13 protein-coding genes are annotated in these 17,968 nt (G+C 75.0%); 5 read left to right on the top strand and 8 right to left on the bottom strand.

What is annotated here, in order from left to right; genetic code table 11:
- Window positions 1–3: 3 nt before the first annotated feature.
- Both D4B81_RS01655 and D4B81_RS01650 read right to left on the bottom strand, forming a co-directional pair.
- A complete protein-coding gene (locus tag D4B81_RS01655; RefSeq protein ID WP_122260772.1) occupies window positions 4–1,980 on the bottom strand; it encodes a DUF6541 family protein in 1,977 nt (658 codons plus the stop codon).
- Window positions 1,977–3,305, bottom strand: coding sequence for a nucleotide sugar dehydrogenase (locus D4B81_RS01650; protein ID WP_122260771.1), 1,329 nt, complete (start codon window positions 3,303–3,305; stop codon window positions 1,977–1,979). The genes D4B81_RS01655 and D4B81_RS01650 overlap by 4 nt, the downstream gene beginning before the upstream one ends.
- Before the next feature lie 74 nt (window positions 3,306–3,379).
- Here D4B81_RS01650 and D4B81_RS01645 point away from each other — a divergent pair, with 74 nt between their 5' ends.
- On the top strand, window positions 3,380–4,309 hold the full coding sequence (locus tag D4B81_RS01645; protein ID WP_122260770.1) for an alpha/beta hydrolase: 930 nt from the start codon (window positions 3,380–3,382) through the stop codon (window positions 4,307–4,309).
- A 65-nt stretch (window positions 4,310–4,374) separates the two neighbouring features.
- Here the strand turns inward: D4B81_RS01645 and D4B81_RS01640 are convergent, their stop codons facing one another.
- Window positions 4,375–6,777, bottom strand: a complete 2,403-nt coding sequence (locus D4B81_RS01640) for a glycosyltransferase (RefSeq protein WP_122260769.1) — start codon at window positions 6,775–6,777, stop codon at window positions 4,375–4,377.
- 42 nt (window positions 6,778–6,819) lie between these two features.
- On the opposite strand from D4B81_RS01640, the gene wecB reads away from it, so the two are divergent.
- Window positions 6,820–7,887, top strand: coding sequence for a non-hydrolyzing UDP-N-acetylglucosamine 2-epimerase (gene wecB / locus D4B81_RS01635; protein WP_122260768.1), 1,068 nt, complete (start codon window positions 6,820–6,822; stop codon window positions 7,885–7,887).
- A gap of 72 nt (window positions 7,888–7,959) precedes the next feature.
- On the top strand, window positions 7,960–9,036 hold the full coding sequence (locus tag D4B81_RS01630) for a GNAT family N-acetyltransferase (protein WP_122260767.1): 1,077 nt from the start codon (window positions 7,960–7,962) through the stop codon (window positions 9,034–9,036).
- A gap of 3 nt (window positions 9,037–9,039) precedes the next feature.
- On the opposite strand, the gene D4B81_RS01625 is transcribed toward D4B81_RS01630, so the two are convergent.
- Genes D4B81_RS01625 through D4B81_RS01615 form a run of 3 tightly spaced genes read right to left on the bottom strand, consistent with a single transcriptional unit; the run spans window position 9,040 to window position 14,386 of the window.
- Window positions 9,040–10,191 (bottom strand): glycosyltransferase family protein, encoded by a 1,152-nt coding sequence (locus D4B81_RS01625; RefSeq protein WP_122260766.1) that lies wholly within the window; start codon window positions 10,189–10,191, stop codon window positions 9,040–9,042.
- Window positions 10,188–12,614, bottom strand: a complete 2,427-nt coding sequence (locus D4B81_RS18650; protein WP_122260765.1) for a glycosyltransferase family protein — start codon at window positions 12,612–12,614, stop codon at window positions 10,188–10,190. Before D4B81_RS18650 ends, D4B81_RS01625 begins: the two co-directional genes overlap by 4 nt.
- The gene (locus D4B81_RS01615) at window positions 12,611–14,386 is read right to left on the bottom strand and encodes an ABC transporter ATP-binding protein (RefSeq protein WP_122260764.1); all 1,776 of its coding nucleotides are present in this window, start codon (window positions 14,384–14,386) and stop codon (window positions 12,611–12,613) included. Before D4B81_RS01615 ends, D4B81_RS18650 begins: the two co-directional genes overlap by 4 nt.
- Window positions 14,387–14,423: 37 nt before the next feature.
- On the opposite strand from D4B81_RS01615, the gene D4B81_RS01610 reads away from it, so the two are divergent.
- Window positions 14,424–15,689, top strand: a complete 1,266-nt coding sequence (locus D4B81_RS01610) for a hypothetical protein (RefSeq protein ID WP_122260763.1) — start codon at window positions 14,424–14,426, stop codon at window positions 15,687–15,689.
- Between the two features lies 1 nt (window position 15,690).
- A complete protein-coding gene (locus D4B81_RS01605; protein ID WP_122260762.1) occupies window positions 15,691–16,554 on the top strand; it encodes a carbohydrate kinase family protein in 864 nt (287 codons plus the stop codon).
- A gap of 275 nt (window positions 16,555–16,829) precedes the next feature.
- Here D4B81_RS01605 and D4B81_RS01600 read toward each other — a convergent pair whose 3' ends face one another.
- Both D4B81_RS01600 and D4B81_RS01595 read right to left on the bottom strand, forming a co-directional pair.
- Entirely contained in the window at window positions 16,830–17,534 is a 705-nt protein-coding gene (locus tag D4B81_RS01600; protein ID WP_122260761.1) for a DnaJ family domain-containing protein, read from the bottom strand.
- A gap of 78 nt (window positions 17,535–17,612) precedes the next feature.
- Complete coding sequence (locus D4B81_RS01595; RefSeq protein ID WP_122260760.1) at window positions 17,613–17,966, bottom strand: MmcQ/YjbR family DNA-binding protein; 354 nt, start codon at window positions 17,964–17,966, stop codon at window positions 17,613–17,615.
- Between the last annotated feature and the right edge of the window lie 2 nt (window positions 17,967–17,968).

Raw genomic sequence — 17,968 nt, 5'->3', positions numbered from 1 at the left:
CCGTCACGAGCAGCCGGTGAACTCCCACAGCGAGGCCGAGCCACCCTCGTCCACCCGGCGGAAGTCCGGGCCCTCCTCGGGGGCCAGGTTGCGCAGGCCGGGGGTGGTCTCCTCCCACTTGGCGTTGAGCGGGTCGTCGAAGGTGAGCGAGTCGGCATACACGTGCGTGACGCCGAGCGCGCGCACCGCGTCGCAGACCTCGGGCCGGGTGCGCCAGTCGCGGAAGTCCTGCTCGAGCACCGTCCGCTCCGGCGAGTCCGGGATGGGGCTGAGCTGGGGGAAGACGACGTCGACGCCGGCCCGGTGCAGGAGGTACGGCGAGCCCGCCACCGCCTCGCCCAGGACGACCGCGTCGTCCGGCAGCGTCGTGGCGGCCCGGTCGATCATCGCGATCTCCTCAGGCTCCAGGATCGTCCCCCACGCGATGGGGTAGGTCGTGTAGGTGGAGGCCATCACCTGGGTCTGGCTCGTCCACCGCAGCCCCGACGTCAGCGTCACGAGCATCACCACGAGGACCGCGGCCGGGACCCACAGGGGGCTCCCGAGCCGTCGGGCCGCGACCCGGGACAGCCACGAGCCCGCCCCCGCCGCGAGCATGATCGCCGGCACGAGCATCAGCTGGTTGATCCGGGACGCCTGGGTGTACCAGAAGCCGGCGAGCACCCGCAGCGGCTGCTCGGGCGGACCGGCGGCGAGCAGGGTCAGCACCGCGGCGGCGACGAGCGAGACCACCAGCCAGCGGGCGTGCCGCCACCGGAGCGCCAGCACCACCCCCAGCAGGACGAGCGCGGTGCCGACGACGTTGACCGAGGTGATCTTGTAGACGTAGATGAGCGGGTGGTCGATGAGCAGCGACCCGACGCCCGGGAGGTAGGAGTCCTGCCCGCCCCTGCGGTAGTCCATGATCGAGCGCACCGGCGGGAAGTTGACCAGGAAGACGATGGTGCCCACGATCGCCACCACCCAGACCGTCATCAGCAGCGCCGCGCGCACCGGCCGGCCCCGACGGCCCATCCGCACCAGCTGGCGCGCGAGCAGCACGGTCAGCAGCGGCAGCGCGAGGAGCACGAGGGAGAACAGCCCGGACGGGTGCGCCAGGACCACCCCGGCGACCGCCCAGAGCAGCCCGAGGGACAGCGCCAGGTGCATGCGCCACGAGAGGACGCCCCGCAGCGTGGCGATGACGAGCGCGATCGTGCCCGGCAGGCAGGCCACCGACAGCGCGAACGGCCACACCGCCAGCATCGACACCGCGATCGCCGGGAAGGCCACGTAGGAGGCGGCCAGCACGGGGACCAGCACCGTCGGCAGCGCCCGCGCCGGCCAGACGACGCGGGAGAGCGCGACCAGCCCGGCCACCCAGACGACCGACCCGAGCACCACCGAGGAGGCGTTCGCCGCCTCCGTCACGCCGGGGAGGAACGGCGCGACGGCGACCAGCCCGTGCCACGTCGCGGGGTAGAACGGGGCGGCGAGGTCGGCGTACATCGGGGACAGCCCGCCGAGCGAGCTGGCGTTGCCGGTCTCCCGCACGAACCACAGCGCGTTGAGGTGGAAGACCGCGTCCCAGGCCTGCGGCGGCTGGTCCGCGCGCCCCATGCCGGTCGTCATGGCCGCGGCGAGCACGCCGCCGCCGAGGGCCCAGGTGAGCGCCAGCCACCCGCGCTCGGTATGCCGCAGCTCGCGCTCCCCCGCGACCGTCACCCCGTCCGGGTGCTGGGTCGACCCGAGCAGGCGGCCGAGGGCGGCAGCGACCGCCACCGCGAGCAGGAGCCCGAGCAGCAGGCTGCCCAGCGACCAGCCGATGCCCACGAGGTCGTAGGCGATGGCCAGCACCCCGGACAGCCCGGAGGTGACGGCGGCCCCGCCCCCCAGCGCGAGGAGCCCACGGAACCCGAGGAGCCGCAGCACGGCATACCCCGGGACCACCCAGATCAGTGCGAGCCCGACGACGCCGGGTGCGGCCTGCGCCCAGCTCATGCGGGGAGGGGGTCACCCCCGCCGATGGTGAGGCGGGGGACGCCGGTGAACCGGTCGGGGTCGGTGACGCGGCGCCCGTCGAGGAGCAGCCGCAGGCCGGGGAGGTCGTGGGAGGAGAGCCGGGTGTACTCGGGGTGGTCGGCCTGGACGATCGCCACGTCCGCCGGCTCCCCGAGGTGGTAGGGCGTCCACCCGAGGGCGGCGAGCTCGTCGTCGTCGTACATGGGGTCGTGGACCAGGACCTCGGCGCCGCGGGAGCGCAGCGCCCCGACGGTCGCGAAGACCCCGGAGAACGCGGTCTCCTTGACCCGGCCGCGGTAGGAGGCGCCGAGGACGACGACGCGCAGCCCCTGCAGGGAGCCCAGGAGCGCCTCGGCGCGGGAGACGGCGTACTCCGGCATCGCCGCGTTGGCCTCGCGGGCGGACCGCACGACGGTGGCGTCGGCGTCGGTGGAGAGGTAGAGGCGCGGGTAGACGGGGATGCAGTGGCCGCCGACCGCGATGCCGGGGGTGTGGATGTGGGAGTAGGGCTGGGAGTTGCAGGCCTCGATGACGCGGTGCACGTCGATGCCGACGGTGTCGGCGAAGCGCGCGAACTGGTTGGCCAGCCCGATGTTGACGTCCCGGTAGGTGGTCTCGGCCAGCTTGGCCATCTCCGCGGCCTCGGCGCTGCCCAGGTCCCACACGCCGTTGGGGCGGGGCAGGTCCAGGCGGGTGTCGAACTCGAGCACCGACTCGTAGAACTCGACGGCACGGGCGGTGCCCTCAGGGCTCAGCCCCCCGACGAGCTTGGGGTAGCGGCGCAGGTCGGCGAACACCCGACCGGTGAGCACGCGCTCGGGCGAGAAGACGAGCCAGAAACCACCGGAGCCGGTGTCCGGTGACTCGCTCAGCCCGGAGATCTCCTCGAGCATGGGCTTCCAGCGGGTGCGGGTCGTGCCCACCGGCAGGGTGGTCTCGTAGGAGACGAGCGTGCCAGGGGTGAGGTGCTGCGCCAGGGAGCGGGTCGCCTCGTCCATCCAACCGAAGTCGGGGGCCCCGGTGGCCTCGTCGACGAAGAGCGGCACGACGAGCACCACCGCGTCGGCCCCGGGGATCGCGTCGCCGTAGTCGGTCGTGGCCCGCAGCCGCCCTGCCGGGACCAGCTCGGCGAGCTTGTCGGCCAGCCCGGCCTCCCCGGGGAACGGCTCCTGACCCGCGTTGACCGCGTCCACGACGCGCCGGCTGACATCGACCCCGACGACCTCGTGCGAGGGGTCCGCGTCGGCGAACTGCACCGCCAGGGGGAGACCGATCTTGCCGAGCGCGACGACCGCGATCTTCATGGGTGGAGGTGTCCGTCCTGTGGGGTGTGGTGCGTGCCCAGGATACGTGGGCGCGCGGCGCATAGTCTGACCCCGTGCCCACGACCTCGACGTTCCGCCACACCGTCCCGGACGGCACCGTGCTGCACGTCCGCAGCTGGCTCCCCGAGGGGCCGCCGCGCGCCGTCGTGCAGGTGGTGCACGGGATGGTCGAGCACGCCGAGCGCTACGCGCACCTGGGTGAGCGGCTGGCGGACCAGGGGTATGCCGTGTACGCGGCGGACCACCGCGGGCACGGCCGCACGGCGGGTGGCCCGGGCGAGCTCGGGCACCTCGGGGACGAGCACGGCTTCGCGGCCGTGGTGGACGACACGGTGGCGCTGACCGACCACCTCTCGGCGGAGCACCCGGGGGCGCCGGTCGTGCTGCTCGGGCACAGCATGGGGTCGTTCCTGGCCCGGGCCTACGCCGCCCGCCACGGCGACCGGCTGGCTGGCCTGATCCTGTCGGGGACGGCCGGCGACCCCGGGCTCTCCGGACGCCTGGGGCTGAAGGTGGCGACGCTGGAGGCGCGGCTGCGGGGGCCGCGGGCGCGCAGCCGGCTCATGGAGGCGTTGCTGCTGGGGCCGTACAACCGGGCGTTCCGACCCAACCGGACGAGGTTCGACTGGCTGTCGCGGGACGAGGCGCAGGTCGACTCCTACGCGGCGGACGAGCTGTGCGGCGGGACTGCGACGGCCGGGTTCTACCGTGACCTGCTCACCGGCCTGCTCTGGGTGAGCGAGCCGTCGACCTACGCGCGGATCCCCGCGGGGCTGCCGGTCCTCGTCGTCGGCGGCGAGGTGGACCCCGTCGGCGGGGCGGCGGCGGCCGAGGAGGTCAGCGGCCGGCTGCGCCGCGCCGGCGTCCGGGACGTGACGGTGACGGTCTGGCCCGGCGCCCGGCACGAGGTGCTCAACGAGGTCAACCGCGACGAGGTGGAGGCCGACCTGCTTTCGTGGCTCGACGCCCGCTTCCCGCGCTGACGTCCCGCTCCTGCTGCCGCTGACCGCGCGTCCGCGAGCCCCCGGGCCGGTCAGCGTCGGGCCGGTCAGCGTTGGGCCGCGAGGGAGGCGGCCATCAGGCGCAGCGGCGCCTCGCGGTGCAGGACGTGCCGCCAGTCGGACGGCAGCAGCGTGCGGGGGGTGCCGTGACGTCGCCGTGCGTGGGCGAGGTCGACGAGCTTCCGGGCGGGGGTGCCGGGGTCGAGCACGGCGCGGAGGAGGTCGTGGTCCGCCAGGCTGAGCGGGTCGGCGGCACCGGGGCAGGCGCCCAGGAGCTCCCGGGTGATCCGGGCCAGGTCGGCGCGTTCGGCCGGCGTCCACCAGCCGGGGTCGCTGCGCGTGAGGACCGCCCCGAACACGTGGATGCGTAGGAGCTTGGTGCCGACCGCGTCGCGCTCGCCCGCCGGTCGCGTCGCCAGCCACGGGTCCTCGACGAGGTGGGTGACCGCCACCAGCTGGTCCCGGACCGGTCTGGGCACGGAGGTCGTGCGGTCCGTCGCGTCCGTGCCCACGACGTAGGGCGCGGCGTCTGCGAGCGCGACCCGGGCACCTGCGTACAGCCTGATCACGAAGGGCACGTCCTCACCGGTCTGCGCCCCCGGCAGCAGGCGCGCGCCGGTGCGTTCGACGGCGGCCCGGGAGAGAAGGCCGAGGGGGGCCGAGCGGTAGCTGAGCCGGTCCCGCACCAGGTCGAGGTCGCGATGTCGCCGAAGCATGCCCGGCAGCGGTCGCAGGCGCGTCGGCGGGGTGGGGACGGGGGCGCCGTCGAGCTGGACCTGCGCCAGGACCACCTCCGCGCCGGTGCGGTGGGCCACGTCCATCCAGTGACCCAGCGCGCCGGGTGAGAGGCGGTCGTCGCTGCCCAGGATCGAGACCCACGGAGCGGTCGCCGCCTCCAGACCCGCGGTGAACGGTCCCGCCGGGCTGCCCAGCCCGTCGTGGTGCTCGAGCAGGCGGACCCGCCCGTCCGCCCTCGTCGCCTCGCTGAGGCCGGCCGCGACGTCGGCCAGGGGCAGGTCGTGGCACACCACCGTGACGCGCGCCGCCACCGCGCCGACCCCGTCGAGCACCGACCTCACGGCCTGCTCTGTCCGCCGGCGGGAGGAGTGGGTGGCGATCACCACGTCGACGTCCGGCGGCCGGTCGCCTGGACCACGTGACACTGGTTCACCCCCTGAGCCAGGGTCGGCGCGGCTCGCGCGGTGATCCACCGGACCCACTGGCTCACCCCCTGAGCCAAGGTCGGCCTGGCTCGCGTGGTGATCCACCGGACCCACTGGTTCATCTGGTGAACCGGTGTCACGGGGCGTGAGGCCGGCATACAGGGCGTCCACGCGGGCGGCGTGCTGCGCGGCGCCGTAGGCGGCCAGGACCGGCGCGGCGACGTCCTCGGCGCTCAGGCCGGCGGCGGCGCCCCACACCTGCTCGACGGCGTCCGCCCACTGCGCCGCGGGGGCACCGGGGGGGACGAGGAGCCCGGAGGGAGGAGCGACGAAGGCCCGCGGCCCGCCGCTGTCGCCGACGACGACCGGGCGCCCGCGGGCCAGCGCCTCCGCCGCCGCCACGCAGAACGTCTCGGCCCGCGTCGGCAGGAGGAACAGGTCGGACGCCGAGACGAGACCCGGCACGTCAGGCGGGTCGACGGCGCCGGTCAGAGTGAGGGGCACCGCGAGCCTGCCCGCCCGCTCGGCCGTCCGCCCGCGCAGCGGACCCTCCCCCACCCAGGTCAGCCGCGCGTCCACCCCCCGTCGCCGCAGCTCCGCCGTCGCCTCGACCGCCGTCAGGGGGTCCTTCCGGTCGATCAGCGCACCCACCGCGACCAGCTCCAGCGGCCCGCGGTCGGTCAGCGCCACCGCGGGGGCCCGGCGCGGCGCGGGGACGTCGGGACCGTCCACGATGTTCGGGACCACGACGACCGGGCCGGCCCGGAGCCCTCGCACGCCCTCGGCCAGTCCCTCGCCGACGACCGCGACGACGTCCGGACGTCGCAGCAGGGGGCGGACCGCACCGCGGGCGAGGCGCAGCGCGGGCGAGAGTGTCTCCGGCGCGGTGAGCCCGGACCAGTGCTCGGTGTGCACCCACGGCACCGCGGGTCGCCACCCGGTCATCGGCAGCAGCGCGGAGACCGCCATCGTGTGCACGACGTCGGCGTGACCTGCCAGCGCGCCGACCCGCAGCGCGGCCCGCAGCACGTGGTCCGGCCGGCGCGGGTCCATGACCAATTGCTCCACGGGGACCACTGCCCCGGCCGACGCGGCAGGTGCCCCACCCCGCCCGCCCGGGGTCACGGCATACCCCGAGGGCCCCTGCTCCACGAGCGTCGGTGCGACCAGGTGGAGCACCCGCACGTCGTGGAGCGTCGCGATCGCCGCCACGTCGCGGGCCACGAAGATGCCGGTGCCGGGGGAGGCGGCGGTGGGGTACCAGGTCGTCACCACCAGCACGCGCATGGCACCAACGTATCCCGGCACGGGCGCCCTACCCTGGGCACCGTGAAGGTTCTCAGCGTCGTCGGCGCCCGTCCCCAGTTCGTCAAGCTCGCCCCCGTGGCGGCGGAGTGCGCGCGCCGCGGCCTCGATCACGTCATCGTGCACACGGGGCAGCACTACGACCCGATGCTCTCCGACGTCTTCTTCCGCGACCTGGGCATCCCCGACCCGGACGTCCACCTCGGCGTCGGCTCCGGCGGCCACGGCGTGCAGACCGGCGCCATCCTCGGCGCCATGGACGCGGTGCTGGAGACGCAGGGACCGGACTGGGTCCTCGTCTACGGCGACACCAACTCCACGCTCGCCGGGGCCCTGTCGGCCGTCAAGCTCCACCTGCCGGTCGCCCACCTGGAGGCGGGGCTGCGCTCGTTCAACCGGCGGATGCCCGAGGAGCACAACCGGGTGCTCACCGACCACGCCGCGGACCTGCTGCTGGCGCCGACCGAGGTGGCGCGCGGGCACCTCACCGACGAGGGTCTGGGCGGCCGCACGGTGGTCGTCGGCGACGTGATGATCGACGTCCTGATGCGGGTGCGCGACGAGCTCGTCGACACCGGGGCGGTCCTGGCGGAGCTGGGTGTGCCGTCTGGCCGCTTCTCCCTCGCGACCGTCCACCGGGCGGAGAACACCGACGACCCGGACCGCCTGCGTGCGATCGTCACGGCGCTGCAGGAGGTCGACCACCCGGTCGTGCTCCTGGCGCACCCCCGCCTGCGCGCGCGGGCGGAGGAGCACGGGCTCGACCTCGACGGCGGGTCGCTCATCACCCGGCCGCCCCTCCCCTACCCGGCGCTCGTGGGAGCGGTGGCCCAGGCCAGGGGCGTCATCACCGACTCCGGCGGCCTGCAGAAGGAGGCGTTCGCGCTGCGCACCCCGTGCACGACGGTGCGCACCGAGACCGAGTGGGTGGAGACCGTGCGGCTGGGCTGGAACGTGCTCGTCGAGCCGGGTCCGGCCGTCCGCGACGCGGCATCCCGCCCCGCCCCGGCCCCGACGGACGAGGCGCCCTACGGCGACGGCTCCGCGGCCGCCGCGGTGCTGGACGCGCTCGGGAGCGCCCCGCGCCCCTGAGGCCGGCCGCCCGCCCCGTGCCGACGCAAAACGCCTTGCCGCCACCCCCGACGGCGGCAGACACTGTCGGACGTGAGTCTCTCGGTCGTCTCCGTGCCGCCGCCCGACCCGGGCGGGGCCGCCTCGCCGCCGGCGCAGGTCGCGGCCTACGCCGACCTGGTGAGCCGGGCCCTCACGGCGATCCTCGGGGACGACGACCTGGCTGACTCCGCCTCGTCCATCGCGGTGGCGTACGGCAGCCAGACGGTGCGCCGCAAGAGCCTCATCCTGGCGCTCGACGGCGACGACGTCGTCGGCGGGTCCTACGTGCGGATCCCGCTCAAGGACAACACGCACCTCGCCGAGTGCGACTTCGAGGTGGACCCCGGATCGGACCCCGGGGTCGTCATCCCGGCGCTCTGGTCGGGGGTGCACGAGGTGCTGCGCCGCGAGGGGCGCACCACCGTCCAGGTGTGGAGCTCCCACCGGGCGGACCCCACCGCCGAGCACCTGACACCGCGCACCGGCGTCGGCCGGCTGCCCCGCGACCGGGCCGCCGACACGCTGCGCGAGCTGGGGCTCGTCCTCGAGCAGGTCGAACGGCACAGCGTGCTGGAGGTCGCCCCGGCGCTCCCGGCCGCGGAGGCCGGGGTGGCCGGCGCCCGGGAGGTGGCGGGACCGGCATACCGCGCGCTGTCGTGGGTCGGCCCGACCCCTCCCGAGCACCTCGAGGGGATGGCCGCGCTGATGGCCCGGATGAGCACCGACGCACCCTCCGGCGAGCTGGAGATCGACCCCGAGGACTGGGACGCCGACCGGGTGGCGGAGCGGGACCGGGTCACCGTCGAGATGGGTCGGCTGAGCCTGACCGTGGCGGCGGAGCACGTGGCGAGCGGGGAGCTGGTGGCGTACACGGTGCTGGACCAGCCGCGGGACAAGCCCCGGGTGGCCTACCAGGAGGACACGCTGGTGCGCATCGGGCACCGGGGCCACCGTCTCGGGATGCTCGTCAAGGCCCTCAACCTTCAACAGCTCCGGGCCCACGCCCCTGACGTGGAGCGGGTCCACACCTGGAACGCCGGCGAGAACTCCCACATGCTGGCGATCAACGAGGCGCTGGGGTTCCGGGAGCGCAGCGCCGCCGGCGGCTGGCAGCTGACCGGGCTGTGACCCTCAGCCGTTGACCCGGGCGGCGAGCGTGTCGACCGCCCGGGACCAGCCCTGCACCTGCCGCTCCGCGCAGAGCTCGTGGGCGGCGACGTCGGAGGCAGCCTTGAAGCGGCGCACGTCCGCCGACGTCAGGGCGTCGAGCTCCCTGGCCAGCGCCGCCGGGGTGAAGTCGTCGGTCACGACGCCCACCCCGTGCCGGCGCACCAGGGCCGCCATCTCCGGGCTCGGGCCGACCACGAGCGCCAGCCGGCCCTGCACGAAGTCGAAGACCTTGTTGGGCAGCGCCCACAGGTGGTTGAACGAGACAGGGGGCAGCACGTAGACGCCCACGTCGTGGGCGTTGAGCGTGACGGGCAGCTGGTCGGGCGGCACCGGGGGGTGCAGGCGCACCCGGTCGGAGCCGGCATACCTGGTCCGGAGCTCCTCCAGGTAGCCGGGGTCGTTCGACATGAGGTAGAGGTCGAGCGTCATCGGCCGGGACACCAGGTCCATCGCCTCGAGGATGACATCGAGCCGGTGCCGCTGGGCGTTGCCGGAGTGGACGAGGCGCAGCGGTGCGCCGTCGGGCACCGGCGTCGGCCCCAGGTCGACGAGGTGCGGCGCGTTGACGACCACGCCGGCGCGCAGCCCGAACCGCAGTCGGTACTCGCGCGCGATGCCCTCCCCCACCGTCGTCACCGAGTCGGCGCGGGTGCCGTAGGTCCGCACGAGCCAGCGGTAGTACGGCGCGACGAAGAACCGCCAGCGCGGGTTCTCCTCGTTCTGCCGGGGGTGGTACTCGTGCAGGTCGGCGTGCACGCCGGCCGGCGGGGCGAGGTCGAGCGCGAGCGGCACGGTGTCGATGTCGTCGGCGAGGACGACGTCGAACGTGCGGGCACGACCCTCGAGCAGGTCCTCGGCGGCCACCACCACGGGGGCGCTGCGGTAGGCCGCCTCGAACCGTCGCACGGCGAGGAGCCGACGGTCCTTGTGCCAGTTCACCACGTCGTCGGGCAGGCGCAGGTGCTCGACGACGCCGTCCGGCGCCTCACCGTAGCCGAGGGTCGTCACGGCGTAGCGCTCGGCGAACAGGGCTACCTGCCGCAGCACCCGGGCGTCGGAACGCAGCGGGCTGAAGGCGATGACCAGCAGCCGCGGCCGGGGGTCCGGCCTCACGACGCGCCCCCGGCGATCGCTCTGACCGAGTCCACCCAGCGACGGGACTGCTCGGCGTCGGAGAGCTCGAGGGCGGCGGCGTGGGCCGCCGCCTTGTAGCGCCTCACCCGGTCGACGTCGAGGCTGCCGACCACCGTGGCCACGGCCCGCGCGTCGAACCCGTCGGCCACGACACCGACGCCGTGGTGGTGCACGAGCCGCGCCATCTCCGGGCTGGGGCCCACGAGCAGCCCCAGCCTGGCCTGGACGTAGTCGAACACCTTGTTGGGCAGCGCGTTGGCGTTGTTGAAGGAGCTCGGAGGGAGCACGTGCACGCCGACGTCATACCTGCTCAGGGTGGACACGAGGTCCGCGTAGGGGACGGGCGGGAGCACGCTCACCACGCCCCCGGTGAGGCTGGCGCGCTCGTGCAGCTCGTCGAGGTATCCGGGGTCGTTGGCCGTGAGGTAGAGGTCGAGGGTCACGTCGGCGCCCTCGGTCGCGGCGAGGTTTACCGCGTCGACGAGGACGTGCAGGTCGCGGTTGCGCAGGCAGGCGCCGGAGTGGACGAGCCGGATCCGGTGATCCACCGGGCCCGGCGCGAGGTCCGCCCACGGGCTGGCGTTGGTCACGACGCCGACCCGGACGCCGAACTGCTCGGCGTACTCCTCGGCGATGCGGTGACTGACGGTGGTGACCGCCGTGCAGCGCGGGAGGTAGCGGCCGCAGAGCCACGCCTGGTAGGGCGAGATCCGCCTCATCCAGGCCTCGTGCTCCTCGTGCAGCCGGGGGAAGTACTCGTGCAGGTCGGCGTGGACGCCCGCCCGCGGCCGCAGCGCCAGCGCCAGCGGGACCGCGTCGAGGTCGTTGGCCAGGACGACGTCGGCGGTGCCCGGCGCGACGGCGCTCCGCACCCACCGCACGCCGGCCTGCGCCAGGTAGGCGGCGCGGTAGGCGTGCAGGGTGATGAGCCTCCCGTCGAGGCGGTTCTGCAGTTCGTCCGGGACGCGGACGTGAGCCGTGACGCCGGGAGGAGGGGGCCCGTAGCCGCAGGTGACGACGTCGAACTCCTCCGCGAGGTGGCGCACCTGCTTGAGGACCCGGGCGTCGTCGGCGACCGGGCTGAAGGACAGGACGAGGACGCGTGGCCGGTCCTCGACGTGCAGGGCCGACGGCCGGTGGCGGCGCTCCCTCTCGCCCACCGCCTGCACGAGGTCCCGACCCCTGGTCGAGGCCCGGACGACCGCGGCCTCGAGGTGCTGGCGCACCGTCGACTCGTGGTCGAGGTTGGCCAGCGGGGAGGGGCTCAGCAGGATGTCCCAGCGGGAGGCGCGGGCGCGTCGGTCGGAGGCGGCCGCCAGGGCGTCGGTGTCCCGGGCTGTGAGGACCGCCTCCAGCAGCGCCCGGTCGGCCCGGTGCAGCGCCCGGTCCGCGTCGGGGGCCATCGACAGCAGGTCGTGGGTGAGCGCGCGCACCCACGCCGCCTCGCCGGGCGCCCAGTCCAGCGGTGAGGTCCGGCGCCGGACGGCGGCGAGGACGTGGATCCGCAGGGTCTTGACCACGATCGCGCGGCGGGCAGGTGCGGGGAGCGCGAGGACCCAGCGCCGGTCGAGGAGACGGGCGTGCGCGGCGAGCTCGTCGGCCACCGGGCGCACGGCCTCCGAGGTGCGCGCCGACCGACCCGGGTCGTCGGGGTCCGGTTCCGGCGCAAGGTCCGGGGCGGCGGCGGCCCCGGTCCCGATGACGTAGGGCGGCAGCTCGGCCGCGTAGTCGACCCGCTCCCCCGAGGCCGCGAGGCGCAGGGACAGCTCGACGTCCTCGCCGGTGACCAGCCCGGGTGTCAGGGGCTCGGGGAGCAGCCCGAGGTCCTCGAGGCTCTGCCGTCGCAGCAGGCCCAGCGGGGCGGTGCGGTAGGCGAGCCGGTCGAGCACCAGGTCGAGGTCGCGGGTCCGGCCTGGACGCGTCCGCGGCGTGGGGACCTGCTCGCCCGTGTCGGTCTCCAGGCGGGGCATCAACCACGCCGACCCGAGCTCGTCGGCCAGCCGAGCCCACGCACCCGGCGCGCCCGCGGCATACCTGTCGTCGGAGCCGATGATGCTCACGTAGCGACCCTGGGCCGCCGCCAGGCCGGCGTTGAACGGCCCGGCCGGGGAGCCGAGCCCGTCACGCACCTCGAGGTAGCGCACGTGCGCGGCGAGGTCGTCCTCCTCCGTGGCCTCCAGCGCCTCCTCGACGCGACGACGCACCTCCGCCGCGCCGAGCTCGTGGCACGCGACGGTGACCCGGACGCGGTGACCGGTGGGGAGCACGCCGGCCAGGTCGGCGCCCTCCAGGGCGGAGGCCACGGTCCACCCGACCTCGCGGCGCAGGTCGTGCACGGCGACGACCACGTCGATGTCGACGGGCGGCAGCGTGACCGGGCCGGCGCCGGGGTCGCGGCTCATGCCAGCCCCGACAGTCGCGCCTGGGTGGCGAACTCCGGGTGCGCGGCGACGACCGCGTCGAAGGTGCCACGGGCGGCGATCGTGCCCTCCCGCATGAAGCACACCTGGTCGCTGTGGCGCACCGTGGAGAGCCGGTGCGCGACGGCGATGACGGTGACCTGCCCGTGGAGCTCGCGGATCGCGCGGGCGACGGCGTCCTCGGTGGTCGTGTCCAGGGAGGACGTGGCCTCGTCGAGCACGAGGACGAGCGGGTCGGCGTACAGCGCCCGGGCGATGCCGAGCCGCTGCCGCTGCCCGCCCGAGAGCGCCAGACCCCGCTCGGCCACCCGGGTCCGCAGCCCCCCGCGCTCCCGCACCAGGTCGAGCAGCTGGGCCCGCTCGAGGGCGCGCGTCACCGCGTCCTCGTCGATGTCCTCGCCCCAGGTCAGGGCCACGTTCTGGGCCACGGTGCCGTCGAAGAGGTTGACCTCCTGAGGCACGTAGCCCACCCTCGACCGCCACGCCGCGAGCACGTCCGGCAGCGGCCGGTCGTCGACCCGGATCTGCCCCTCCTGCGGCACGAGGAGGCCGAGGAGCACGTCGACGAGGGTGGACTTCCCGGCGCCCGAGGCGCCGACGAGCGCCACCGAGGACCCCAGCGGTATGTCGAGGCTCACCTCGCGCAGCGCCGGCTCGGCCCTCCCGGGGTAGGTGAAGGCGACGTCGCGCAGCGTCAGCACCTGCGGGTCCTCCGGCAGCGGGTCCTGGCCGAGCCGCTCGGCGGCCTCGACGTAGCCCCGGGCCTCGACGATGTCGGTGATCACCGCCTCGGCGTGCGGCAGCGTCGAGGAGGTCTGGGTCATGATCGACTGGAAGCGGTTGACGCTCGGGATCATCCGCATCCCGGCGACGGCGAAGAGCGCGATCGCCTCGAACGCCTGGGCCGGGCCGCCGAGCAGGTAGGCCATCCCGCCGACGATCGCGAAGCCGAGCACGAGACCGGTGTCGGTGACGAACTTGGGCACCGAGTTGAGGAACATCAGGTTGCTCCGCGCCCGCGTCGCGTGCACCCGGTTGGCGTGCACCTCGTCGGCGACCTCCTGCGCCTTGCCGCGCAGGGTCACCTCCTTCAGGGCCCCCATCATCTCGGTCATCAGGCCGGCGACCTTGAAGGAGTAGTCGCGCCCCACCCGCCCGGCGACGACCGCGCGGGGCGAGATCACGACATACATGAGGACGGCCAGACCGCCCAGGTAGGCGAACGTGATGAGCGCGGTGAGGGGCTGCGCGACGAGCAGGACCACCAGGACCGCCGCGAAGGTCGCCAGCTCGGCCGGGAGCGACGCGGCGGGCAGCAGGAGGCCGGTGGTCGTGTTGGCGATGCCGACGTCGGCCAGACGGACCAGCTGCGCGGTGTTGCGGCGCAGCCGCTCGGTCCAGGGCGCGCGGATGTAGGCGCCGAAGAGCCGGTCGCCGATCACGAGGTCGTAGGCCGCAAGCCGCCGCGCGACCGCCCACTGCAGGACGAGGGTGGCGAGCCCCTTGAGCACGACCAGCAGGGTGATGCCCCCGAGCAGCCAGGCGTAGCGGTCCGCGGCGACCTCGCCGAGCAGCGGCAGGGTCACCGGTCGGTCCTGGACCATCGGTGCGAGGGTGAGCGCGAGCAGCGCGAGGGCGAGGATGTCGACGACGGCGAGCAGGCTGGACAGCACGGCGTAGACGAGCAGGAACCAGCGGGTCGAGGGGGGCAGCAGCGGGAGGAGCTGACGCAGCGCGCGCAGCAGCCTGCTCATCCGTCCTGCCTCATGCGCCCCATCGTAGGCTGCGGGCATGGCCGCTCCCCCCGTCGACCTGCGTCGTCTCGCGTGGCGCGCGGTCGCGGCGCTCCCCGGACCGGTGCGGCGGGTGGCGACCCTGCCGGTCCGGCGGCGCGCCGACGCCGAGCTGCGCTCGCTGACCCCCATGCCGGAGGCCGATCGCCGGCTCTACGCCGGGCCGTGGAACACCGCAGGACAGGGGTGGTCCTGGGCGCGGGCCGCCGAGCGCCACCTGCCCGGCACCGCCGCCCAGAACCTCTGGGCCCAGCGCTCGCTGGCGCAGTCGCACTTCTCCTTCCCCGCCGACCACGAGATCTCCGCCCTCGCCCAGCGCGGCCGGGTGCGGGAGATCCACGGGGAGCGGGTGCTGCGGGAGGCCACCCACGTGCTGCACGAGTCGGGGCGGGCGGTGCTCGCCGACTTCCACGCCGCCTCGATGCTCCAGGACGTGCCGGCGCTGGAGGCGGCCGGGATCTCGCACGCCGTCCTCTACCACGGCAGCGAGATCCGCGACCTGCGCGAGCACGCCGAGCGCTACCCGCACAGCCCCTACCGGGTGCCGGAGCGCGAGTGGGACGACTACTTCCGGACGCTCCAGTCGATCGTGGACAAGAACCGTGCCGACCTGCGGGAGCACGCCGCCGGCGGTGGCCGGGTGCTCGTCTCCACCCCCGACCTGCTCGACGTCGTGCCCGGGGCGTCCTGGCTGCCGCTGGTGGTGGACGTGGACCGCTTCGCCGGCGCCGCGGCGGCCGGGGTGGGACCGCTCGAGCGGGAGGTGCCGGTGATCCTGCACGCGCCCTCCAACCCCCGCCTCAAGGGCACCGGGGCGGTGGAGGAGGTGCTGGAGGGTATGCAGAGTGCCGGGCTGGTGCAGTACCGCCGCCTCAGCGGCGTCCCCCACGCGCAGATGCCAGCCTTCGTGGCCGACGCGGACGTGGTGGTCGACCAGGTCGTGCTGGGCAACCCGGGGGTGCTCATGACGGAGGCCCTGGCGGCCGGTCGGGTGGTCGTCGCGCACCTGACCGACCAGGTGCGGGGTCGCTGGGGGGCGAGCGACGAGGCGCTCCCGGTCCTGGACCGTGCGGAGGCCGACGTGCCGGTGGTGGAGGCGGACCCCGACACCCTGCGGGAGGTGCTCGAGGGCGTCCTCGACGACCGGGCGGCATACCAGGCGGTGGCGTCGCGGGGTCCCGCGTGGGCCCGGCGGCACCACGACGGTCGGGCCGCCGCCGCGGTGCTGGGCGGCTGGCTCGGCGTCGAGCCGGTGGACCGGTGAGGTGACCGGCGGGGACGGCCGGCGGCCGAGCGCGCTGATCATCTCCGGGGCCTCGTGGAACCGGATGGTCCGGGTCCCGGAGCTGCCGCGCGGCGGGCCGCAGACGATCTTCGCGGAGGGCAGCCACGAGGCTCTGGGGTCGAGCGGCGCCGGCAAGGCCCTGAACCTGCGCGTCTGCGGGATGGAGGCGGCGCTGTGGTGCCGGTTGGGCCGGGACGAGCCGGGCCGCCGGGTGCGCGAGGCGCTGTCACGGGCGGGTGTGGAGGCGCTGGTGGAGGACGACCCGGCGGGAACGATGGAGCACGTCAACCTCATGGACCCGGCGGGTGGGCGGGTCTCGGTCTTCGTCGTCCGGGGGTCGCTCGACGAGCCGGTGGGTGAGCCCTGGCGCAGCGAGCTGATCCGTCGCGCGGTCGGTGCGGACGTCGTCGCGGTGACGATCTTCGAGCAGACGCGCTCGCTCCTGGCGCCGCTGCGGGCGGCGGGCGTGCCGCTGTGGGTGGACGTGCACGACCATGACGGGGTCGACCCCTACCACCGCGACTACGTCGAGGCCGCCTCCTTCCTGCAGCTCAGCTCGGTGGCGATGCCCGGGTGGCGGTCCTTCGCCGAGGGCAGGGTGCGGGCCGGGGCGACGGCGGTGGTCTGCACGCACGGCGCGGACGGGGCGTCGGTGGTCACCGCCGAGGGCTGGGTCGAGGTTCCGGCGGTGCCGGTGGCCGAGGTGGTCGACACGAACGGTGCGGGGGACGCGTTCTTCGCCGGGTTCGCCTCCGGCTGGGTGGCCGGGCTGGACGTCCTGACGTGCGCCCGTCGCGGCGCCGAGCGGGCCGCCGCGGCGGTCGGGTCGTGGGAGCTGGCGTGAGGGGTGGCGTGGCGGTCGTGTGGGTCGCGGCGCCGGCGTGAGGGGTGGCGTCGGGGTCGCGGCGCCGGCGTGAGGGGTGGCGTCGGGGTCGCGGCGCCGGCGTGAGGGGTGGCGCACGCGGTGGACGCCGCTGGGTGATGCCTGAGCGGCGCTGTCGTGTCACCACGAACGCCCTGGCGTTACTTGTGGCACGACAGCAGGGCACAGGCATCGGGAGGCGCAGCCGAGGTGGACCAGTCGCCGGGCGCATCCACGCGCCCTCGGCCGTGGACCCGTCAGGCGAGAGGGCGGTCCCGAGACGTGCGGTCCAGAGACGTGCGGCCCCGCCACGTGCGGCCCCACGGCGTGCGGCCCCACCACGACCGTCGCCGCGGGTCGTCGGCCGCACCACCCTGCTCGGCGGTCACCTCGCCGGTCCCCCCACCGGTCACCTCGCCGACCGACCCCTCCGGTGAGCGGCTGGCGGGGCGGGCGGCGCGCCATACCTCGACCAGGGCGTCGACGTCGACTCGCCCGACCACCGGGGGCGAGGTGGTCCCGACGTGCGGGCGGCGACGGTCGGCGAGGACGCGCTCGTTGAAGTCCTCGAGCCGGGCGCGCACGGCGGCCTCGTCCGGCAGGTCCATCAGGGAGTCGGGCAAGCCCGCCTTCTCGCGGCGGAGCTGCATGGCACCGGGCAAGGCCTCGGAGAGGTCGAGCTGCTCGCGCTCGACGAGGCCGCGGACCCACCAGTCGGGGTCGGTGCGGGTGTCGACGTCACGCAGCGGCCGCCCTGCGCCCGGAAGGTCGTCGAACGCTCCCTGGCGCTGCGCCTGCTGGATCTGCTGGTCGACCCAGCCGGACACCGCCCGTGCGGTGGTGGCGGCCGTCGGGCGGGGCCGGACTCCCTGCTCCCTCAGCTGGTCCTCGGCGCGCGGGGCGCCCGGCCGCTCGCCCGCACGGCCCCACGTGGGCCGACCCTCGTCCTCGTGCTGCGTCATCCGTGACCTCCTTCGTCTCCCACGGTAGGACGCTGACGCGCGGACGGCCACGCGGCGTGCGGAGCGGCCCCGTGAGTCTCAGGTGATCGGACGGTCGCGCCTCGGCATCCGGGAGACCACCATCTCGTAGGAGTCGTCGATCGCCTCGACAAGCTCCTCGACGGGGATGCTCCCGTCGGTGCGCAGCGTGTTCCAGCCGCCCCGACCGATGTAGGCCATGACCGAGGCGTCCGCGGGGTGACGGTCCAGCCACTCGTCCGCCTCGTCGCGCCCGAAGCCGCACTTGACGCCGAGCGTGGTGGCGCCGAGGAAGGCGAAGATCTTGCCGCGATCCCCCGGACCCACCTTGGCGACCAGGTCACCCTCCCAGGGCGAGTCCGGCCAGGCTCCCGGCTTGCCGAGGGCGTGCGCATGGAGCGGATCGGTCGTCACGT

This window comes from Ornithinimicrobium cerasi (assembly GCF_003702705.1).
In the GTDB taxonomy this organism is placed as follows: domain Bacteria; phylum Actinomycetota; class Actinomycetes; order Actinomycetales; family Dermatophilaceae; genus Ornithinicoccus; species Ornithinicoccus cerasi.
The sequence above is the reverse complement of the archived record's forward strand: the minus strand, read 5'-3'. Positions and strand labels throughout refer to the sequence as shown.